Here is a 22,264-nt window from a genome sequence, read left to right as displayed (position 1 = left end):
ATCGATATTCTAGTTTTCTTTCAATTGTTCCATAAGCTCTGGAATGTCATATTTCAGTGTTTCATATACAATTTCAAGATCTACATTCCCATAATCATGAACTATACGATTTCTGAGTCCAGACATTTCATCCCATGGAAGACCAGACTTTTCGCTCTTATATTCTGCTGATAGTTTCTTAGCATTTTCAGAAATCTGAATCATTCTAAAGAGCATAGAATCTAGAAGAACTTCATTTTCATTAAGTTCCTGCAAATCCACATCTTTCATATGAGTCACAATAAATGCAATATCTTTCTTTATCTTCTCCAGATAATAATGATCATTTTTAATATTATCCATAAATTCTAATACCATCCCTAAGTATTTCATTAGTAAGTTCAAGGTTATCCTTAAGCTGGTCCAGATTAAGAACATCAACTTTCTTATGTAAGGTCAATCTAAGTTTTTCAACTAACCCATAAAACTTAAGTCCCTTCACATCAGAAGAAATAAGAAAGTCTAAATCACTGGATTCTGTAGCTTTTCCTTTGGCATAAGAGCCAAACAAAATACAGTAATGCACAGGATATTCATCAAATACTTCTTTGCACTTATCTATGATGAAATCCATATCCAAAATACCATGTTCCTCATCTATTGGATTCAAAGCTTTAAGTTTATCCAAAATGTAAGTATATTTGATGGTGCCTTCTTTTTCCTTATCGTTCTCATATGATTTATATGACCTAAGTGAAATACCCACTAAATCAGCCACTTGCTGTTGTGTAAGCTTTTTTTCTAATCTTAGTTCTTTAACCTTACTCATTTTGCACCTCATCAAGCATTCAAATGCACACTTTGCACTAGAAACATTTTAATAATGCAATATTTGCACTTTAATGTCAAGAGCAGGTGCAAATATTGCACCTGCTCAATTTGTATATCTTTTATTTAGCTTTAATGTCGGTTACTATGAGATATTATATCTCTACCTCAAAAGGTGATTCGTTTTCAAAAATATCACTGTAGAAGCCAAACCAGCTGAGCCCCTCCACAAGGCACTTCACATTGTAGCTCTCTTCCTCATCGAAAACGAATTCCTCGCCAGAAGCCTTCTTTACCTCAAAAGCATCAATGATATTTTCCATTAATACTACATTGACCATCATTTCCAGGTGCTCAAGTTCTTCATCGGTTATGGTACACTCAGTCCGATATCCATTAATGACTGTCTGCATATAATTTTCCATATATGCCCTTCTTTTATCTGCGTCTTCATTCCAGGCGATCCACCCAAGACCATGGGACCATAAATTGGCAATATCATATAAATACCAGCAAGTACGGCAATTATCAAAATCAAATACATTGATTTTCCCTGTATCATACTCAATGTTATAGTTTCCATCGCTATAGTCAAAGTGAACCATTCCGTAGTTTTCGGAGTTCTGTGGAAGTTTGCGCAGTTCCTCCAGAATTTCATGCAGCCTGTCTTTAACTCGACGCCCCCTCTTCATATGTAAACAAAAGAAATCATCCGGGATAAGGCTCTCAAAATAGTCTTCATTGTACTTCTCGAAGAAATCAAAACGTTTATGAATCGGTCTGTAGTTCTTTGAAAGAGCATGTATTTTCCCTAAAACCTTGCCCGTAAGAAAGAAGTACTCGTTTATCGAAACTCCATCAATATACTGGTAACCATGATCGGCTATCTGATCACCTTTTGCAGTCTCGAACATGGTTACTACCTTCTCATCGATAATTTCAATACGGTTACCTTTCCCTGAGGGAATGGATTCTGCCACGCTGGCTCCACCTTCAGAAAGATAATGTACATACTCGATTTCCGCCTCATAATCCTCAATGCTTCTATCTGAAAGAGAAGACACTCTGAGGACCGAATCAGTTCCAATCATAAATACTTGATTTCTTCCACCGTCATGCCCGGGGACTTCCTTGGCAGAGGCAGTATCGAATCCGTAAAGCTGTGCCGCTTTGAATAAAAGATCTTTTTTCATCATATGACTATTTTTAATCCTTTTCTTCTTGGTCGATTATCCTGAAATATAAGCATTTGGAACCTAGCGTGACGAAACGTGAAAATGGTGGAGCCGCGCAATGCCTAGTTTCATTTTTGTATATTTTCCTTCTAAAAAAGCCTTGTTTAAACCATTTGTTATCTCTGGTATTTGTACCGAGTACCACGTCGGGTACCATTTTTACACCATATTAATGTAAAATAGTCCTGACACAGCGAATAAATATTAACATGTCAGGAGGGATTTGTAAAAACTTCTAATCTGATTCTTTTTTCAAAATTTTCCCATATAAAAACGGAGAGCAGTCATATTTCTGGTTCTGTTCTCCGTTTTACGTAATATAATAATCAATAATCCACCTGCCATTTCAAGTTGTAAATAGCAGGCTGTTTCTCCTATTTTTTCCTATTCAATTTATATCCTGCTATTGCTCCTATAATTCCACCAACTATATGGCTTAAATTAGAAATATCATCCATCAAAAATAGGCCTTCATACACCTGTTGTCCGATAAAGACAATAGTTACAAGAATAAATGTCAACGGAATCTCTCCGTTTCTAAAACTTGTAAAAGATGTCAGAAGAATAAATGCAAACACCACCCCACTTGCACCACAAAGAGCTACATTCCAGAACAGAAGATAATTTATAAGTCCTGTCACTACAGCTGTAATCAGAATCACCTGCAGAATCCTCTTAGAGCCATACTTTTCCTCAAGCATAGGTCCCAGAAGCAAAATATACGCTGCGTTACCAATATAGTGATCCCACCCGCTGTGTCCCAACACATGCGTAAAGAATCTCACATAAGTAAAAGGATCACTCAGTGCTGAATGGTATGTGATGAACAGAAGCCTATTGCTCATACCAGCTGTCAAATATCCAAATACTAAAGCAAAAAAGCTTATGAATATGAACCCCAATACAACCGGAGAATTGAACGTAATCTTGAATCTTTTCATATGTAATAATCCTGTCCACTTTTACTTATCAAATACTAATGCATTAGTACATTACAGATAATTAAAAAAGATTGTATCCATTATTTAAGCTCTTCCCAATGATCACCGTTATAGATAAGCGTCTCATGGTAAATTTCATCTACTGTATTACCTTCTTCGCTATACACCTTTTCAATCAGGGAAACTTCCAGAGCGTTAAGTGTCTTTCCGTCCTTTTCCACGGTTACAATACTTGTATTTGAAAGGTCTCCCCTTGTCTGCCTCGGCCAGGTCTCCTCTGCAAATATCGGAATATCTGTTGTAGGATAGAGTTGAATAACATTACCATCTACAAATTTAAAAGCATAAAGAAAGGCATATTCACCTGTAGTATTAGCAAAGGATGCATTTAGAATATATTCCTCTATTCCATCGTTATCTATATCAACCATTTCCATCCCGGTTATCATGGGGTTATACTTTGCACTTAATACCTGCACAGTTCCATCGCTCATATGAAAAGAAAATTCTGTATCTGCTCCACCATTGTAGTCATATTCATCCTGCCCGTTATTCCAGGTCACTTTCTCCACAATTTTATCGCCCAAAATGCTCTCTTCTATTTTACCTGTCAGAGTTGTACTTTCTGTAAGTGGTTCCCAAGTTATATCATCGGGCTGAATGCTCTCGTCAGCTAAAAGTTCATTTATTTCAGTCAAAGAAATATCCTTTGACTCTTTCCCTTCATACGTAATACTACCGTAAGTTTCGTCTTCAAAAGGATATGTTAACTCCCATACCTGTACAAATCCATCGCTACCGGTGTATTTGTAAGCTTGATCATAGAAGTCAAAGCCAAATGTCCACAAACCATCCTTGGGCATATATCCATTCAAAAGAGCACCATATGTAACTTTGCCATCCTTTATATAATAGACAGCATAAGTATGCCATAAGTTTTTGATATCTGTTGTTACGAAGAATTCGCATATACCATCTTTATCTATATCGTAAAGAGCGTAGCCCGGAGCTGTAGCATCACTGTATGAATATGACTCAGCTTCATCAGATAGCGATTCTTTACCTGATAATATTTTTTTAATCAGCTGGTCATATAGCTTCATGGTTTTATCTTCTTCCTTTATCTTGGCAGAAGCATCTCCTTCATTCGCTTTGCCAGTAGTGCCTTCTCCCTTCGCCTTGGCACTAGTGTCATCTTCATTAGCCTTGTCAGCAGCGTCTTCTCCCTTTGCCTTACCCGCAGTGTCTTCTTCCTGCGTCTTGCCAGTGGTGTCTTCTTCACTTGTAACAACTTCGCCTGCAGTATCTTCGGTATCAACTTCATCCTGCTCCGCTTGTTCCTTTGTCATAACTACATGACCTTTTGCGTTATCACCGGATACTGTCAATGTATAAGTTCCTTCTTCGTTTATGCCAACCTTGAAGTCAGTACTTTCCATGTTATTTCCACGATAGATAGGCTTTTCATCACCTTTTTGTATAGTTATGGAAATGTCTCCTGCCTGTTTCTCAACAGATACATCGATACTCTCTCCTGCCTTCATTTCTAAATCATAGGAATATGATGTATTAAGTGTCTCAAAGTCAATATCAAAATGATTTGCATCCCCTGTCTTGCTTCCATTGAAGGTAGCCTGCTTCCCACAAGCACCCAGAACAAGTATATTGCTTATAACTAATCCAATAGCAATTAGCCTTGAAAACTTTTTCATCCCCAAATCTCCTCTCGTAATTCAAATTATCATAAATTTCTTAAAAGTTAAATAAGCGGCAGATTTATCTGACGCTTATTATAACAACAGACTCATTATATCAGCAAATAAGTAATTTCTATTATGAAGCTTTATCCAGTTCTTCACTGAACCACTCGTTCATAATTTCATCCAAATCCTTGTCTTCAAAATATTCCTGATACGCTGGAATTATCAACTCCTTGCCAAATATTGCGGAAATCATATCGGCATAGGGGTCACCGGCAAATTCAGTAATCTGCATTGTACCTGTTTTGATCGGAACATCTATGCTGCAGCCACCTTCCACTGAATCACCTTCGTAATCCCTAAACTTCCACTGACCGCTTGACATCCAATAATATAAGCCCTCTATGTCGCTTCCAATCTGGACGCTGCATCCTCCTCCACTGGAAGGTTCTCCTATAAGAACCGCCCCTTCTTCCTGTATAATTATCGGAAACAAATTCCCACAGGAAAAGGCATGTCGCGTCACCAGCACACCATAATTGAAATCATATTTCACTTCCTTGTCCTTTTTGTCATACACTCCATCAAAGTTTGCATCGATTTCAAATGTGACAGCCATTGGTTGACGGGTAATGTTATTCCAACCATAAAGCTTATCCTGCCCGGTAGTCATCCCCAAAATCATCATCATTGGATCCGGGCTTCCTCCATTATTACAGGATAAGTCGAATATCACATTATCAATTTTGGGATTCTGAGATGCCTTCTCCAGACCGGTTATGACTGTTCCAAGACTGTCATCAGGAAACTCTCCATCATTATTGTAATAGCTGTCCCAGGCGGCTTCATCCGGCATAAAGGAATCAAGACGAATGATTGCTGTACGACCATATTCACGATAGTTATCTTCTCCCCAGCAAAGTGCTCTCTGTACATTGATCATTTCATTCTTCATCTGCTGAGAATAAATAGGATTATTTAATAATCCTTCCATATACGATGATTCTGCTCTTTTAACAAATGCATCATTAATACCGCGATCCAGAATCGTAGCTATTCCACTCTCACCTGAAAATATAGTATGTCCGTCACCTAAATATGTAAAAAACAGTTTTGTCAGATTATCCAAGTATATTTCAAGGGATGAAGAAAGCAAGCCTTCTTTGATTGACTTTCCTTCTTCCCCAAGACTTTCCAGGGCCATATCCAGCCCTTTATCATCAAGCGCTTTATCTAAAACTGCCGTCCCGGGATGTCCGTAGAAATAATCGAAGTTAAAACAAAGATCCGCATAGCACTGCCTTATGATGTCTTCCGGCCTATCCTCCCCACAAATCTGAGCCAATATCATATCTGAAATATATGCTGAATCAAAAATTACGCCATTTTCAACTATAGGCTGTATATGGAGGTTCTCTCCATCATATACCATATAATTAGTCGCAATGTCCGTCATCATGTTTGACAAAGTTGATACCGGAAAATAGATGTCGTGCTCATCGGAATAGAACCTGATACCGTATTTTGCAAAATCGAATGTAACAGGAGTTGCCTCCCCCTCATAGGTAACATCTACAATCCTTACAAAATCAAGGCTCACGTCCTTTAATCCCATTGCCCTTTTCTCAAGCGGCATTGGCAAAGCCATGAAGGCATTCCAGTCTTGTACAAAGATCTGTCCTTTCTCCGAATCGCAGATTAGCTTTGCACCATTCCAATTTTCCAGCACATATGTCCCATCCTCACTCTGCTGAACATTGAAGGGCTGTCTACCAATAAACTGTGCATATTCATTCATTCCCATATAAGGAATGTCAGGCGTCACATTATAGAATCGAAGGCTGAATTCTCCAATTTCATCCTCGAAGGAGAATACTTTGACCGAACGTTCTGTATATCCACCCTTTTTAGGAAACACCCATAATGTAATTACAGCTGTAAACAACACTAAAATCAAAACAGAAATTGCTCTCCTAGTCATAATTACACTCTCTATACTTTCTTAATTATGTGCAAAAAGCCAGCATTAAGCTTTCTCTACAATTAGTCAATAGGTTACAAAAAATACATTCCAAAACTATCACATATTAACGGTATCCAAGTCGATATGCTAATTTACCTAGTGCTCATGAAGTTTATAATCAACATCTTCATTTATCATCTCAAGCATTATCGCCGCAAATCTCGGATCAAACTGAGTTCCGGCGCCCTTCTCAAGCTCTTCTTTGACAACATCCTGCGAGATAACGCCTCTATAGCTTCTGTTACTTGTCATGGCATCATAGGCATCTGCAACGGCGATGATCCTTGCCTCCTCGGGAATTTCCTCCCCGGATAATCCATCGGGATAGCCTCTGCCATCATAGCGTTCGTGATGCCACCTGGCTCCAATGAAAAGTGTGGGCATCTCTTCAATATTCTGCAGAATCTTCGCACCCCTGCCGGGATGTGTTTTTATCTTCTCAAACTCTTCATCTGTGAGTTTTCCGGGCTTATTGATTACCGCATCCGGCACTCCGATTTTTCCCACATCATGAAGAAGTCCCATCATATATATTTCTTCCTGCCTTTCAAAAGAGTAACCTGCTCTTTTTGCGATTTCCCTGGAGTATTCGGCAACTCTTCCTGAATGTCCCTTTGTATAAGCATCCTTAGCATCTATGGCATCTGCCAGGGTCTGCACTACATGAAGAGACATACCTTCTATTTCTTTCGTCTTTCTCTCAACTTCAGCATGTAGATCACGCTGGAGTCTTATAAGATCGATCAGGTGTCTGACACGAAGCGTTAATACTTCAGCTGCAAAGGGCTTTCTTATAAAATCCATAGCTCCCAAAGACAGCCCGACTGTCTCTGCAGCACAATCATCATTCGCAGTGAAAAAAATAACCGGTATCTCCTTTTTTCCGTTTTCTTTTTCCCATTCACGAAGAAGTCTCATGGTCTCAAAACCATCAAGCTCAGGCATTTTAATATCCAAAAGAAGCATATCTATCGGATTTTTCGTTACATAATCCAGCAAAAGCCTGCCGCTTTTCAGGCATGTAACCTTGAAGCCGGCTTCTGAAAGAACAGTATTGGCACTCCTTAATATAATTGCATCATCATCTACAACTACTACACGCTCTTCCATTAAATATCCTTTCTGATGACACCTGGCAATCACAAAATCCGCCATGGGCAATATTGGTTCAACATAAAACCAAACACACCTATGTTATCCCATGATTTTCTATTCACACCAGATTACACATGTCTACAATCATTGATCCCACAAGCTTCCATAGGCACCAACAGCCTCATCCACAGTCATGGTGCCGTTTGCAACCTTATAAGCAGCTGCACGAAACTCCTTGTTAACAGCATCATTAAGTCCCGTTTCCTGATAACTGAAAGCCCGGTCCTCCGGAAATCCTTCAAGAGACGAATAGACTTCATCCAGTGAAAAATCATTGGTTGGAGTAATAAGTCTCTTGATTGCAGCCATGTTGCCCAGTTCTTTTTCTCTCATAAGGAATCTGATGAATTCATTTGTCATATCCAGGTTGGCGCTGTTTTTATTTACGCTGAAAAACAGGTTAACCGAATCCAGGAAATACCCGCCATCATCTCCAATCGGTACCACGAAAAATTTGTACTTAAACGGATTTGCAAGAAAAGCCTCTGACTTACTCTCACGCTTTTGTGTACCGGAAACCATATCTCCGCTTCCAAGCATAATAGGAACATCTCCCTCGAAAAAGCGCATGATTACTGCATCATAATCATCAGCGATTTCATCTGTGCAGACACCGGGATTCAAATATCCCTCATCCACAAAAGTCTTTATCTTCTCAAGAGCAGGGCGCATCATCTCTCCCGCGGACTTCTCCATAGAATTAAGAGAAGCCACCGATTCCGGATTTTTCAGGACACTGTCGCAAAAAAGAGGAAATGAAAAAGCATAATACATTCCTGCCACAGTGGTTCCGTTTGCTCCCATAACAGGCGTTTCGTAGCCTGCTGCCTTCAGCTTGTCACATACATCAACAAGCTCCTTGTAATTCCCGGGAACCTTAAGGGAGTTCTTTTCAAAAATATCCATATTCACAAGCATTCCATATGACCTTGTGAAAATAGGAAGCATTATGACATCTCCGTTTTCAAGGCTCCACCTTGCTCCTTTTCGTATGCACTCCAAATCAATATTAAGTTCAGGATCAGACAAAATCTCAGCATTGTCCAAAACCGGCTTCATTCTCTCTTCGTCAAGCATCCATGATGCCGTGACGTAAATATCAGGAGCTTCATCACTCATAAGTGCACTGGCAATGGTATTATCGTAATCATCCAGATAAACATAATTGAGACTTGCATTTGGATAGTATTCATAGAAGCGCTCAAATTCGCTCTCGAGTGATTCAAAATTTGAATAGCTTCCGGCAACCTTGATTTTGCAGGTTGTTTCTGTTGGCAACGCAGGTTTGAATTCTGCATTTTTATCTTGTTTTTGTCCGCAGGCAGAAGTACCTATTACCATTACCATGGCAAGTATTGATGCCATAATTCTTTTTGCATTTACTTTCTTAACAAACATTAATTGTCCTCCAGTATCCCCGGTATCAGGTCATAGTCAAAATCATCAACAGCTTTTTTGAGTGATTCAAACCGCTCTCTTTCCTCCTCGGGAAATCTATAGGCTTCAAGAGATTGCACGGTATTCACCACACTATCGTAATCAAATGATGCACAAAATCCTGATAGTTCTTCATATGCCTTTTTTATATCCTGCTCTGAAATAAGCGGTCTCTCATCATTTGTTTCAGCCTTTACCTCTTCGCTCTTTCTATCCCTTATAGGCTCAAGATCTTTAACAAGTTCCTTGTACATATAAAGGAGATTTCCTAATTCATTTTCAAGAGTTTCCACATCCCCTGACTCACCTGCCTTCTCAAGGCGGGCTGCCAAATCTCCAAGCCTTTGGGCCCCGATCATTCTTGAGGTACTCTTTAGAGCATGGACCTTGACCGTAGTATTCTTATAATCTTTTGCCTTCCAGTACTTTTCAATTTCATCCGCATTCTTCCCGGCGGCATCAAGATAAGCCTTCAGAGTGAACATATATGTAGCATTGCTTCCGCAGTAAGTAAGACCTGTATTCACATCAATCGATTCCAGTTCCCAGATGAAATCCGGTATAAAGTTGTCATCTTCCACGGCATTTTCATCTGCAGAATTGATCTTATCCTCCGGAAGATACTGAATCAGCATCGCTTCAAGCCTGTCCGGATCAATAGGTTTAGTTATATAATCATCAAATCCTGCATTTATATACATTTCACGCATACCTGAAATAGCATTGGCGGTTAGACATATTATCGGAGTCTTGGCATTTGAAGAATCATTAATTGTTCTCATTTCCTTAAGTGTCTCGATACCGTCCTTTTCAGGCATCATATGATCAAGGAAAATGACATCATAATGATTTTTTCTATAAAGAGATATGCCTTCATCTCCGCTGCTTCCTGTATCTATCTGTACTTTAGTGCACTTTAACAGATTTTTGAAAACAGACAGATTTACGATAGTATCATCAACCACAAGCACCTTTGCATTGGGAGCAGAAAAGCTCTCCCGGTACTTCTTTCTTTCTGAAACAGCACGCTTAAAGGTCTCCTCATAATTTCCTATGGGCTTCCAGTCTTTTACGCCCTGCACCAGCTTAAAAGAAAAAGTCGACCCTTTTCCGTATTCACTCTCAACTTCTATGTGGCTTCCCATCATATCGAGAAAGCTCTGGGCAATACTCATTCCAAGTCCTGTTCCTTCAATATTCCTGTTTCTATTTTCTTCTATACGCTCAAAAGCCTTAAACAGACTCTTCATATCCTCCGGCTTTATACCAATTCCGGTATCGCTGACACTTATGAGAAGCCTTACCGAATCTGGATTATCTTCCATTTTTTCAAAGCCGACCTTAAAGGTAACAGAGCCTTCTTTTGTATATTTCACGGCATTTGAAAGTATATTTGTGATAACCTGCTTTATGCGGATTTCATCTCCATTCATTATCATAGGGATATTCCTGTCCACATCCAGATTAAATAAAAGCCCCTTGTCCTCAGCTTTTCCCTGAACCATGTTCACCAGGTCATTCAGCATGGAAACAAAATTGTAATCCACACATATAATGTCCATTTTGCCCGCTTCTATTTTAGAAAAATCAAGAATATCATTGATAATCCCAAGCAGAGTTTTCCCGGCTGTCCTGATACTCTCGGAATACGCAACAATTTCTTCCTCGCGGCTATTACGCAGAACCATCTCATTAAGTCCAAGGATAGCATTCATGGGCGTTCTGATATCATGTGACATGGTAGATAAAAAGTGAGATTTAGCCTCATTCGCCTGATTTGCCTCCTCCGCAGCTTCTACCAGCTTTTTGTTGTAGAACATAAGCACCAGATAATTGAAAACAAGAAGCCCCATAAGGCCAAGGGTAACCATACCCAGCAGCAGCCAGTCTACAACACTATTCGTTGCCTTCAGTTCAACAGACGGTATATATGAAAGAAGAAACCAGGTATTCAACGATTTAATAGGAGTATATGAAATTACACATTCCTCTCCTTTTGAATTCATCATTGTCATGGTCCCGGTCCTGGTCGTAACCATGTCCGTCATTTTTTTATAATCTGTGATATTCACATCGTTATAGGATTTATAATATTCAAAAAAATTGGAATTTTTCAGAGATTTACCATGTACCAGATAATCTCCGTCTTTATTAATTAGAGAAATCTCAACATTTTCATACTCACCTTTTAGAAAGACAAACTTATCCTCCAACATGCTTACCGGTTCAACGCGCATCAAAAGCGCTTCTTTAGTCTTCCCGTTATCCTCATCCAGTATGGTGACATAATTCATGAATGCAATTGACTGTACCCCATTCTGGGGATTCGTATATGCCCTTGTCAGACTGATAACTCCATCTTCTCTGCTGATTTCATCCAGCTTGTCAAAGAGATTGATCTTGTGGTATGAAACCGAAAAATCATTTGGGTCCTTGGAGGACGGATGCGTAGATATTCCGCTTTTTGAAGTTTCATCCAATAGTATCAGATGGCCATAGATAACCGGTGAAATCTTAGCCTTTCTGATAAATGAAATCGCTTCCTCAGCAGTCATAGGCGTTCCCGCTTCAGCTGAACGATTAATATAATTTGCCCATATATCACAAAGATGCTGCTCATCCTCAAGATAGTTCGTGATAATCTGTTCGGCAGTGACAGTCATTTTCTCAAAAGCCACAATAACGCTCTCATTGCTCTCACGCATCTTGGCATTGGCATATTGAATTATGAAAAAAAGTATCAACACCATTATTGCCAGGTCGATAACAATGATAAGCGTTTTCTTCACGCCTCCACCTCCCGATGCTGGTCAAAAAGTTTGCAATTATGTAAGGCTAATATAAAACAAGTTACACTAACAAAAACTCAGTAAATATATTTCAATTATACAAATCCCTTCATGAAAAATAGAGTAATAAACTATGAAAAAACAATTAAAATTATGTAAGAACAAGCTCCTATTGGCTAAACAAAAACATATAAAGCGAAAAAACTCCGCCTCTAAAAAGGGCGGAGTTTTTTATGCAGCTGATTATGTTTTAATGTACCAGAACCTTTCTCGCAATATCTATTCCGATCTTATATGGTAATGGTCTTAAGTCTCTGTCAGCTTCCTTAAGCTTTTCTCTGATATTTAAATGCTGAGGGCAGTGCTGCTCACACTTACCACATTCAATGCACTGGGAAGCAAAACCGGGTTCTTTTCTAAGTCCCATATTCTGTGCAAATTCAAATCTTGCTGCAGATTTCTTCTCCATGTACATCAGGTTGTAATAATGGAAGTTACCGGGAATATCTACTCCCTTAGGGCATGGCATGCAATATCTGCAGCCGGTACATCCTACCTTTTCCCTCTCCTTTATTATCTTTTTAATTCTGTCTACTAATTTATAATCCTCATCTACAAAGATTCCGGGAGTAGTCTCTGATGCTATTCTGATATTTTCATCAAGCATCTCCATGGAGTTCATTCCTGAAAGTACACAGGTAACCTCCGGTTGATTCCAAAGCCATTTTAATCCCAGCTCAGCCGGAGAATACTTTGTGGAATGAGCTGCCAGCTCTTCCTTAGCCTTAGTGGGAAGATTAACCAGCTTGCCTCCTCTTAAGGGTTCCATTATCACAACAGGTATTCCCTTCTTTGCAGCTGCATCGAGCCCCTTTCTTCCTGCCTGGGAATTTTCGTCCAGATAATTGTACTGGATCTGACAGAAATCCCAATCATAGGCATTTAATATTTTCAAAAACATATCTGTGTCGCCATGATAAGAAAAGCCTATATTTCTAATCTCTCCGGATGCTTTTTTATCCTTGATCCACTGCTCTATTCCAAGGCTCTTAAGGTGCTCCCACTCGCTGTAATCTGTGAACATATGCATAAGATAATAGTCTATGTAATCTGTTCTGAGGCGTGCAAGCTCATCTCTGAAAGTCTTCTCTATCTGCTTATCTGAACGCATAAGATATTGCGGAAGCTTTGTGGCTATACTCACATCTTTTCTTTTACCTGATTCTTCAAGTATGCGTCCAAGGCACTCTTCGCTTCCGGGATAAATATATGCCGTGTCAAAATAATTGATCCCTGACTCAATTGCGTGAAGTATCTCGCCCTTGGTCTTATCATAATCAATAGCGGTCCCCTTCTTTGTAAAACGCATACATCCATATCCCAACTGGGATATATCTTTTCCATACCTGTCTTTTCTGTACTGCATAGTCATAACCTCCGTACCTGGTCCTAAGGGCTACAGCTTACGGTTATTCGGCATGAGGAGGATCCCATTTATGGGATGAGTCCTGCTGTCATTGATTCCTTAGGACTTTTTACCTGTTTCATAATTTAGCAACATTCTATTGTGCGCAATTTATATATACAAATATATAACTTTTATCATCAAAAGTAAATGCTTCCGGGAAATCCTTTATATATCAAAAATGACATGCCATAATACTCAGGCATGTCATTTTGTATGGAAAAATATGGATAGGAAAATAAGCAATTTATATTTAGAAGCTTGCTCCAAGGTTACTGACAGAATCAATAACCACTACACAGCCGTATTTCACATGCTGCATAACAAACTTCATCTGATTTTCAGGTATTGCAATACTACCCCCTGTATACGGTTTTCTTGCACCAAGGCAGTGAAGGAAAATTGCCGAACCTTTTCCTGCCTCTCCTTCCTTGTTGTAATCTATATTCAAGCAGTATCGGTACTCTCTGATATAATCTGCTATATGTCTGCTATCGGCTACATCAAGATCTGGATAATCGTTTATATCTACCATCTCGTTGTAGTGCATTCCCGATGCCTCATCACCGGACCAATAATCATTCTCATCAACCTGTATGTAATTCATTGAGCATCCTGGATCCTCGGCTATTCCAAAGGCTTTGTCGAAAGTGAAAACTCCCTGGGGAGTCATACCATCTCCTTCCCTTGTTTTGCCAAGGCCGTTTTTGCCAATATAGCCAGGTGTTGTCATGATCATCTGCCATTTTCCGTCTGCATCTTTTTCATGCATGGAAACCCAGGCTGTTGTACCTTCATAGTTGGCTACCACAAATAGCTGATCTGCATTTTCAGCCTCCGGCATGTCTGCAACCCATTCGGGAGATTCCCGAAGCTGAGTCACTACTGCCGTATCCTTTGTCACAGGATCTGAAGCTTTGCTGAAACTCTTGAAAGTACATCCGGTAAAAGTAAATACCAGAGCATATACTGCCATTATTTTTACAAATAAAACGGTCCTCAAAACACAAACCTCTGATACATAAGTAATAATGTTAACTTACCAGCGAACATGTATCTTAGTATAAAAGGAACTGTCCAACAGATGTCCAACAAGGAAAAACATTAATTATAACTACCTTGATTCCCCATGCCTCAAATAAACAGCGCAGGTTTTAGTTAATTAAAATAGTCCGTATTCTTTAAGAAAGGAATCAACAAAGGCCATATACTCTTCCTTGTCATCAACGATTCCTCTGATATGGCTACTGTCAATAATCGCCATTTCTTTATCCTCGGTTCCAACATTTTCATATACCTCTTCCACCATATCCGGCAGGCATACTTCATCTCTGTCAGAAATAAGAATCATTGTCGGAAGCTTGTCATTTTTGACCGCTTTAACTGTATCTCCGTCAGCATAATCAATTCCTTTAAAAAGCTTCATATATATTTTACTGGTGGCAATGAGATAATTGGACATAGGTGAATATGCACCCTTTGGTCCATCACCAAACATTAATCTCAGAAAGCTTTCCATACCAGGAACCGGACTGTCACATATAACCGCATCTGCAGCGTCCACTTCTCCCGGTGTCACATTTGATGCATATAAAGCTGTAGTCTGGCCGCCCATTGACTGACCGTGAACAATTACTTTAGATTTTCCAAGCTCAGTTCTCGCGTACGTAACAAGTGCCTTAACATCCCTCTGCTCATGAATTCCAAAGGTGACCTTTTTATCCGGATTCTTTCCATGCCCTCTCTGATCATAGGTTATAACATCGAATCCTCTCTCCAGATAAGCTTCTGCCCAAGGTGCATTAAATACTCTGTCTCCGCCTGCACCGTGAACAAGAATAACGCATTTATCGCTGCCATTATCATAATACGTACCGGGAATCTCGTTTCCATCCTCTGCTGTAACGCTTATGTCCTGCCCCGTATACCTGCTCTGGAATCCTTCAAGATCATAATTCCACATCTCAAGCTGCAAAACACTATTAGCTACTGTATCGTTATTTCTGTTTTGGTATAGAATCTGATCAGTAACATATCCTCCCATAGCTACAGATCCGCCAACTACCAGTACTGCCACCGCACTCACTGCGATAATCAGTACTTTCTTAAGTATTCCTTTTTTCATTTCCCCAACTTCTCCTTTTAATAGATTATTGAATTTCCTCAGAAATTCAATAATCGTACTGGACCAGGCCCTCGCAAAGCGAGGGGCGTGTCCTGCGGAACGCAGGATTCTTGAACGCTGTTACCTTTTTGCGTTCAAGAAGTCATAGTTTCCTGAATTCACCTTATAAAATATAAGATAGACGCAACTATCAAATCATACCATAGGAAACGAAATAGTGTGCTCAAAAAATAATAAAAACTTCCGAAAGAAAAATGGTTCTTCACCTTTTTACTGCCGGAAGTTTTTATTTATATTACTATTTCCTTAATTTGTATATCCCATCAGATATTCATCAACTTCTTTTGCGCAGGCTCTTCCTTCTGCAATAGCCCACACAACAAGGGACTGGCCTCTCCTCATATCTCCTGCTGAAAAAACTTTTGTGCCATCAACACGGTAGCTGTTATCTATAGTACTAACTGTTCCGCGTCCTGTTCTCTTTAAGGAGAACGCATCAGCTGTATAGTCCTCGCATCCAACGAAGCCGGCTGCTATAAGCAAAAGATCACATTTAATTTTCTTCTCTGTTCCCGGAACTTCTGTAAGTTTTCCATCTTTAAAGGCGACCTTTACAGTCTCTATCTGCTTTAAATTTCCCTTTTTATCTGTTTCAACGCTCTTAACTGTAGTCTCAAAAACTCTGGGGTCATTTCCAAAAACATAAATCGCTTCCTCATGACCATAATCTGTCTTTAAGACCTTTGGCCACTCCGGCCAGGGATTACCTGCTGTTCTCTCTACGGGAGGCTTTGGCATCATTTCCAGTGCTGTAACTGACTTTGCACCATGCCTTATCACAGTTCCGATACAGTCATTACCGGTATCTCCGCCACCTACGATCACAACATTTTTACCTGCTGCATCTATGTATCCGCCTTTTTTCTTAAGTACCTCAACTGATTTATCCCCGGAGCCAATAGCATCCATTAAAGATTTAGAATCGTTTTGTGTCAATGCCTTTGTGGTACTTGTAAGAAAATCCACAGCATAGTAAACACCCTTTGTAGCAGACGGATCAAGGATGCTTCCATGGTCATTACCCTTCTGAGAACCTGTTAATGCAAGTGGTCTTGCTTTCTTGGATCCGCAGCAAAGCACAACTGCATCAAAACCATCAAGAATTGAAGAAGCTTTTTTATCCTTTCCCACATCTACGCTTGTGTGGAATATCACACCTTCATCTTCCATCAGTTTTCTTCTTCGCTTAATAACATTTTTATCAAGCTTCATGTTGGGAATTCCATACATGAGAAGACCGCCTATCTCATCTTCTCTTTCAAATACTTCCACCAGATGTCCTCTGTGATTGAGCTCATCAGCCACAGCAAGTCCGGAAGGTCCGCTTCCTACAACAGCTACCTTTTTGCCACTTCTGATTTTAGGTACCACCGGCTTTATATATCCCTTTTCAAAAGCTGTTTCCACAAGGAATAATTCATTATCATGTACAGTTACCGCATCTCCATACTGACCACACATACATGCTTTCTCACAAAGAGCGGGGCAGACACGACCTGTGAACTCAGGAAAATTGCTGGTTTTATGAAGCCTTGCAAATGAATGCTCATCATGTCCCTTATATAATTCATCATTCCACTCAGGTATCAGATTATGCAGTGGGCATCCTGTGACCATGCCGCCAAGATTCATTGCTGACTGGCAAAACGGAACACCGCAGTTCATGCATCTTGCCGCCTGCTTGCGTCTGCTGTCTGTATCAAGTGGCTTATGAAATTCTTCAAAATTCAGTATTCTCTCTGCAGGAGGGATATCTGTATTATTTGTTCTTTTATATTCCAGAAAGCCTGTATCCTTTCCCATCTTTCACCTCATCCCGGTCCTGAGGAATAACTCTCTGTATTCCTCAGGACTGTATTTTTTTCAGTTTGATATCCATCAAAAATATTTAAGCAAGTTCCTTAAATGCCTCTAAAATTGCATGCTCGTGATCTATTCCCTGCTCCTCATACTTACCGATTGCAGTCAGCATCTTTTGATAATCATTCGGAACTATTTTCTTAAAATCAGGAATATAGTCTTCAAAGTTGGCAAGGATTTCTGCACCATATTCAGAGCCTGTCTCAGCAACATAATCTTCAAGTATTTCTTTAAGTTCAGCTATATCGTACTTTTCAGTGAGCTCATATAGAGATGCCATATCCTTGTTCATTCTGAGATACAGCGTATGCTCCTTATCAAGAACATAGGCTATTCCGCCACTCATACCGGCTGCAAAGTTTTTACCTGTCATTCCGAGAATAACTGCTCTTCCGCCTGTCATATATTCAAGGCCATGATCTCCGCATCCTTCAGAAACTGCTATGGCACCGGAATTTCTTACACAGAATCTCTCGCCTGCAACGCCGCATACATATGCCTTTCCTGCCGTTGCACCATAGAGAGCCACATTACCGATTATGATATTCTCATGAGCTTTATATGTAGCTTTTTTGGAAGGTCTTACAATTACCTTTCCGCCTGAAAGTCCTTTTCCAAAGCCATCATTTGCATCACCATAAAGCTTTAAAGTAACACCTTTAGGAAGGAATGCACCAAAGGACTGGCCGCCTCCGCCACTGGCATTTACTACAATTGAATCATCCGGAAGTGAGTTTTTAAAATCAGCTGTAACCCTGCTTCCAAGAAGTGTTCCAAAACTTCTGTCTGTACTTGATATATCTACATCGAGGCTAAGGACTGACTTAGAAACTCCTGCAGCACCGTCAACAAAAGCAGCTTCAAGATTCTCCTTTAATGACTGTTTAGCCTTTTCATATTCAGGAACAAGAATCTTTTTATCCAGCGTCTTTTCAAGTCCAAAATCATATACATCAGCAGGATTAAAGTGATTCTTTTCGCATCCGGCATAGGACTTATTCAAGATTCTGCTGAGGTCTGCAGCATCCTTGCATCTTGCACCTGCGACAGTTCTCATCCTGAGACAATCTGTTCTTCCAACCATGTCCGTAAGCTTCCTGAATCCAAGCTCACTCATGATCTCACGAAGCTGTCTTGCCACAAAAAGCATGAAGTTCATAACATGTTCAGGCTTTCCTGCAAATCTTTTCCTAAGTTCTTCATTTTGAGTTGCAATTCCCACAGGACAGGTATCCTTGGAGCAGACTCTCATCATCATGCAGCCCATGCATACAAGGGGAGCCGTAGCAAAACCGAATTCCTCAGCACCCAGAAGTGCAGCGATTGCCACATCTCGTCCGGTCATAAGTTTTCCGTCAGTCTCAAGAACTACTCTGCTTCTGAGTCCATTATCAAGAAGTGACTGGTGAGCTTCACTTACTCCAAGCTCCCAGGGAAGTCCTGCGTGATGGACTGAGGATGAGGGAGCAGCGCCTGTTCCTCCGTCATAACCTGAAACCAGAATAACCTGAGCTCCTGCCTTGGCAACACCTGATGCAATAGTTCCAACTCCTGCCTCTGACACAAGCTTTACTGAAATTCTTGCTTTATCATTAGCATTTTTAAGATCGTAGATAAGCTGAGCAAGATCCTCAATTGAGTAAATATCATGATGAGGTGGCGGTGATATCAGCGCTACACCGGGAGTAGAAAATCTGGTTGATGCAACCCAGGGGTATACCTTCTTTCCGGGAAGATGTCCACCCTCTCCTGGCTTTGCTCCCTGTGCCATCTTTATCTGAATCTCTTTTGCACTTTGAAGATATCTGCTGGTTACGCCGAATCTTCCTGATGCAACCTGCTTTACTGCACTGTTTTTGTTTGTGCCAAAACGTGCAACATCTTCGCCGCCTTCACCGGTATTTGATTTTCCGCCAAGCCTGTTCATCGCTATGGCAAGAGTTTCATGGGCTTCCTTTGAAAGGGAGCCATATGACATTGCACCTGTCTGGAATCTTTTTACTATCTCCTCTTCGCTCTCTACTTCCTCAAGTGGTACAGGATTTCCAGAGGGGACAAAGGATAAAAGTGCACGAAGTGTATGAGGTCTGTCCTCATCATCAACCATTTTCGTATATTCCTTAAAGCGCTCGTAATCTCCTTCACGTACTGCTCTCTGCAGGGTTACGATTGTTTTGGGACTGTACATATGGTCTTCTTTGTCTTCACCGCTTCTAAGGGAATGGAATCCGATAGAATCCAGGGTTGTATCCGTAGATAATCCGAGCGGATCAAATGCCTTGTTATGACGAAGCTCTACATCTTCACCTATTTCCTTAATTCCGATTCCGCCAACCCGGCTTATGGTTCCTGTAAAATATTTATCAACAAACTCAGCTGAAAGTCCAATAGCTTCAAAAATCCTTGCGGACTGGTAAGACTGAAGCGTTGATATTCCCATCTTTGCCGCAATCTTAACAACGCCGCCAAGAAGTGCCTTATTGTAATCAGCAATCGCAGTGTGATAGTCCTTATCAAGAATTCCTATGTCTATAAGCTCAGCAATACATTCCTGAGCAAGGTAAGGATTTATGGCTCTTGCACCAAATCCAAGCAGTGTTGCTATCTGATGAACATCTCTGGGTTCACCACTCTCTAGAATAAGTGATACCGCAGTGCGCTTTTTGGTTCTGACAAGATGCTGCTCAACGGCAGATACAGCAAGAAGTGACGGTATTGGCATGTGGTTTTCGTCTACGCCTCTGTCTGAGAGGATCACAATATTTACTCCGTCTGCTACTGCTCTGTCCACTGAGATGCAAAGCTGTTCAAGCGCTCTTTCAACAGGAGCATTCTTATAATATAGAAGTGATATTTTTCTTACATGGAAGCCCGGCTGGTCCAAGGCTTCAATTTTCATAAGGTCTACGCCTGTAAGAATGGGGTTATTGACCTCCAACACGCGGCAGTTATCGCTCTTTTCATTAAGAAGATTACCGTCTGACCCAATGTAAACCGTGGTGTCGGTTACAACCTTCTCTCTGAGGGAGTCAATGGGCGGATTAGTAACCTGTGCAAAAAGCTGCTTAAAATAACAAAATAGCGGCTGATGATGCTGTGATAACATTGCCAGCGGAATATCAGTTCCCATGGAAACTGTAGATTCTATTCCATTCATTGCCATTGGCATAATCTGATTTTTCACATCTTCATAGGAGTATCCGAAGACTTTGTAGAGCTTATCTCTCATCTCCTGAGAGCTTCTGGGTATTTTCCTATTCGGTATTTCAAGTGTGCCAAGATGTAAAAGATATCTGTCAAGCCACTCACCATAGGGCTTTGATGTAGAATACTTCTCCTTACATTCCTCATCAGAGATGATTCGTCCTTCTTTTGTATCAACCAAAAGCATATGGCCCGGTGAAAGGCGTGATTTCCTGATTATGTTTTCCTCAGGTATATCAAGAACACCTACTTCGGATGACAGGATGAGTCTTCCGTCCTTTGTGACATAATATCTGGAGGGTCTTAGTCCGTTTCTGTCAAGAGTTGCACCAAATACTTCGCCATCCGTAAAAAGTACTGCAGCAGGACCATCCCAGGGTTCCATCATGGTTGCATAGTAATGATAAAAATCTTTTCTTGACTGCTCCATGAAGTCATTGTGCTTCCAGGGTTCAGGTATGGTCAGCATCATTGCAAGTGGAAGATCCATTCCGTTCATGTAGAGGAATTCCAGGGTATTATCCAGCATTGCTGAGTCAGAGCCTGAAGAAGCGATGACAGGATAAACCTTACCAAGATCATCACCAAAAACATCAGATGACATAGTCTCTTCACGGGCAAGCATTCTGTCACTGTTACCTCGAATAGTATTTATCTCTCCGTTGTGGGCTATCATCCTGTAAGGATGAGCTCTTTGCCAGGAGGGTGTGGTATTTGTTGAAAAACGGCTGTGAACAAGTGCGATTGCTGTATTATAGTCAGGTGATAGCAGATCCTCATAGAAATTGCGCAGCTGGCCTACGAGAAACATTCCCTTATACACAATTGTCCTTGATGAAAAGGAGCAAATATATGTATCCTCAGAGGACTTCTCATACTCACGTCTAAGCTGATAAAGTCGTCTGTCAAAATCTATACCTCTTTTCACATCGGAAGGTCTCTCAACAAAACACTGACTTATGTGGGGCATACAGTTTCTTGCTACTTCTCCCAGTATTTCAGGGTGAATTTCCACATCTCTCCAGCCAAGTACCTTAAGGTTCTCCTTCTCCGCTATGACTTCAAGCATTCTCTTTGCAAACATTCTTTTCATGGAGTCCTGAGGGAAAAAGAACATACCTATTCCATAATCCCCAGCAGATTTCAGCTGTATCCCGGACTTTAATGCTTCCTTTGAAAAGAATTTATGAGATATCTGGACAAGGATTCCAACGCCATCGCCGACTTTTCCTGTAGCATCTTTTCCGGCTCTATGCTCAAGTTTCTCGACAATGCTAAGCGCATCGTCGAGAACTTTATTGTCAGCCTTGCCATCTATATTAATTACTGCGCCGATACCACAGGCATCGCGCTCATTCATCCAATTATCCATTCCTTACCGCCTTTTGCCCTCATCCGGTTTTTACACCGAATGAGGGAATATTTTTAGCTCTGTGTTTGATTTCCGTTTGAGCCAGCACCAT

The 22,264-nt window shown here is 40.5% G+C and carries 14 protein-coding genes; all 14 read right to left on the bottom strand.

The features are described from left to right. Window positions 1-9 precede the first annotated feature (9 nt). The 14 genes from T501_RS03655 to gltB all read right to left on the bottom strand — a co-directional run bounded on the left by T501_RS03655 (window position 10) and on the right by gltB (window position 22,173). A complete protein-coding gene (locus T501_RS03655) occupies window positions 10-357 on the bottom strand; it encodes a HepT-like ribonuclease domain-containing protein (RefSeq protein WP_442856337.1) in 348 nt (115 codons plus the stop codon). Next, on the bottom strand, window positions 335-808 hold the full coding sequence (locus T501_RS03650) for a nucleotidyltransferase domain-containing protein (protein WP_044913356.1): 474 nt from the start codon (window positions 806-808) through the stop codon (window positions 335-337). Before T501_RS03650 ends, T501_RS03655 begins: the two co-directional genes overlap by 23 nt. Window positions 809-962: 154 nt before the next feature. Further along, window positions 963-2,003, bottom strand: a complete 1,041-nt coding sequence (locus T501_RS03645; protein ID WP_050008114.1) for a phosphotransferase enzyme family protein — start codon at window positions 2,001-2,003, stop codon at window positions 963-965. Window positions 2,004-2,416: 413 nt separating this feature from the next. Then, the gene (locus T501_RS03640) at window positions 2,417-2,983 is read right to left on the bottom strand and encodes a rhomboid family intramembrane serine protease (RefSeq protein WP_026510201.1); all 567 of its coding nucleotides are present in this window, start codon (window positions 2,981-2,983) and stop codon (window positions 2,417-2,419) included. A gap of 80 nt (window positions 2,984-3,063) precedes the next feature. Further along, entirely contained in the window at window positions 3,064-4,695 is a 1,632-nt protein-coding gene (locus tag T501_RS19940) for a hypothetical protein (RefSeq protein WP_050008113.1), read from the bottom strand. Between the two features lie 121 nt (window positions 4,696-4,816). After that, window positions 4,817-6,664: a S41 family peptidase gene (locus T501_RS03630; RefSeq protein WP_044913354.1), complete on the bottom strand. Its 1,848-nt coding sequence runs from the start codon at window positions 6,662-6,664 to the stop codon at window positions 4,817-4,819. Between the two features lie 138 nt (window positions 6,665-6,802). Beyond that, the gene (locus T501_RS03625) at window positions 6,803-7,861 is read right to left on the bottom strand and encodes an HD domain-containing phosphohydrolase (protein WP_442856336.1); all 1,059 of its coding nucleotides are present in this window, start codon (window positions 7,859-7,861) and stop codon (window positions 6,803-6,805) included. An 84-nt stretch (window positions 7,862-7,945) separates the two neighbouring features. Further along, complete coding sequence (locus tag T501_RS03620) at window positions 7,946-9,259, bottom strand: ABC transporter substrate-binding protein (RefSeq protein ID WP_044913351.1); 1,314 nt, start codon at window positions 9,257-9,259, stop codon at window positions 7,946-7,948. Next, window positions 9,259-12,087: an ATP-binding protein gene (locus T501_RS03615; protein ID WP_050008112.1), complete on the bottom strand. Its 2,829-nt coding sequence runs from the start codon at window positions 12,085-12,087 to the stop codon at window positions 9,259-9,261. Before T501_RS03615 ends, T501_RS03620 begins: the two co-directional genes overlap by 1 nt. Window positions 12,088-12,337: 250 nt before the next feature. Further along, entirely contained in the window at window positions 12,338-13,513 is a 1,176-nt protein-coding gene (locus tag T501_RS03610) for an aldo/keto reductase (RefSeq protein WP_044913350.1), read from the bottom strand. A gap of 292 nt (window positions 13,514-13,805) precedes the next feature. Beyond that, on the bottom strand, window positions 13,806-14,555 hold the full coding sequence (locus T501_RS03605) for a L,D-transpeptidase family protein (RefSeq protein WP_049945741.1): 750 nt from the start codon (window positions 14,553-14,555) through the stop codon (window positions 13,806-13,808). A 159-nt stretch (window positions 14,556-14,714) separates the two neighbouring features. Beyond that, window positions 14,715-15,677: an alpha/beta hydrolase gene (locus T501_RS03600; RefSeq protein ID WP_026510206.1), complete on the bottom strand. Its 963-nt coding sequence runs from the start codon at window positions 15,675-15,677 to the stop codon at window positions 14,715-14,717. Between the two features lie 306 nt (window positions 15,678-15,983). Then, entirely contained in the window at window positions 15,984-17,540 is a 1,557-nt protein-coding gene (locus T501_RS03595; protein ID WP_044913348.1) for a glutamate synthase subunit beta, read from the bottom strand. Window positions 17,541-17,625: 85 nt separating this feature from the next. Further along, a complete protein-coding gene (gene gltB / locus T501_RS03590) occupies window positions 17,626-22,173 on the bottom strand; it encodes a glutamate synthase large subunit (RefSeq protein ID WP_044913346.1) in 4,548 nt (1,515 codons plus the stop codon). Between the last annotated feature and the right edge of the window lie 91 nt (window positions 22,174-22,264).

Source organism: Butyrivibrio sp. WCE2006 (genome assembly GCF_000701985.1).
Lineage (GTDB): Bacteria > Bacillota > Clostridia > Lachnospirales > Lachnospiraceae > Butyrivibrio.
The sequence above is the reverse complement of the archived record's forward strand: the minus strand, read 5'-3'. Positions and strand labels throughout refer to the sequence as shown.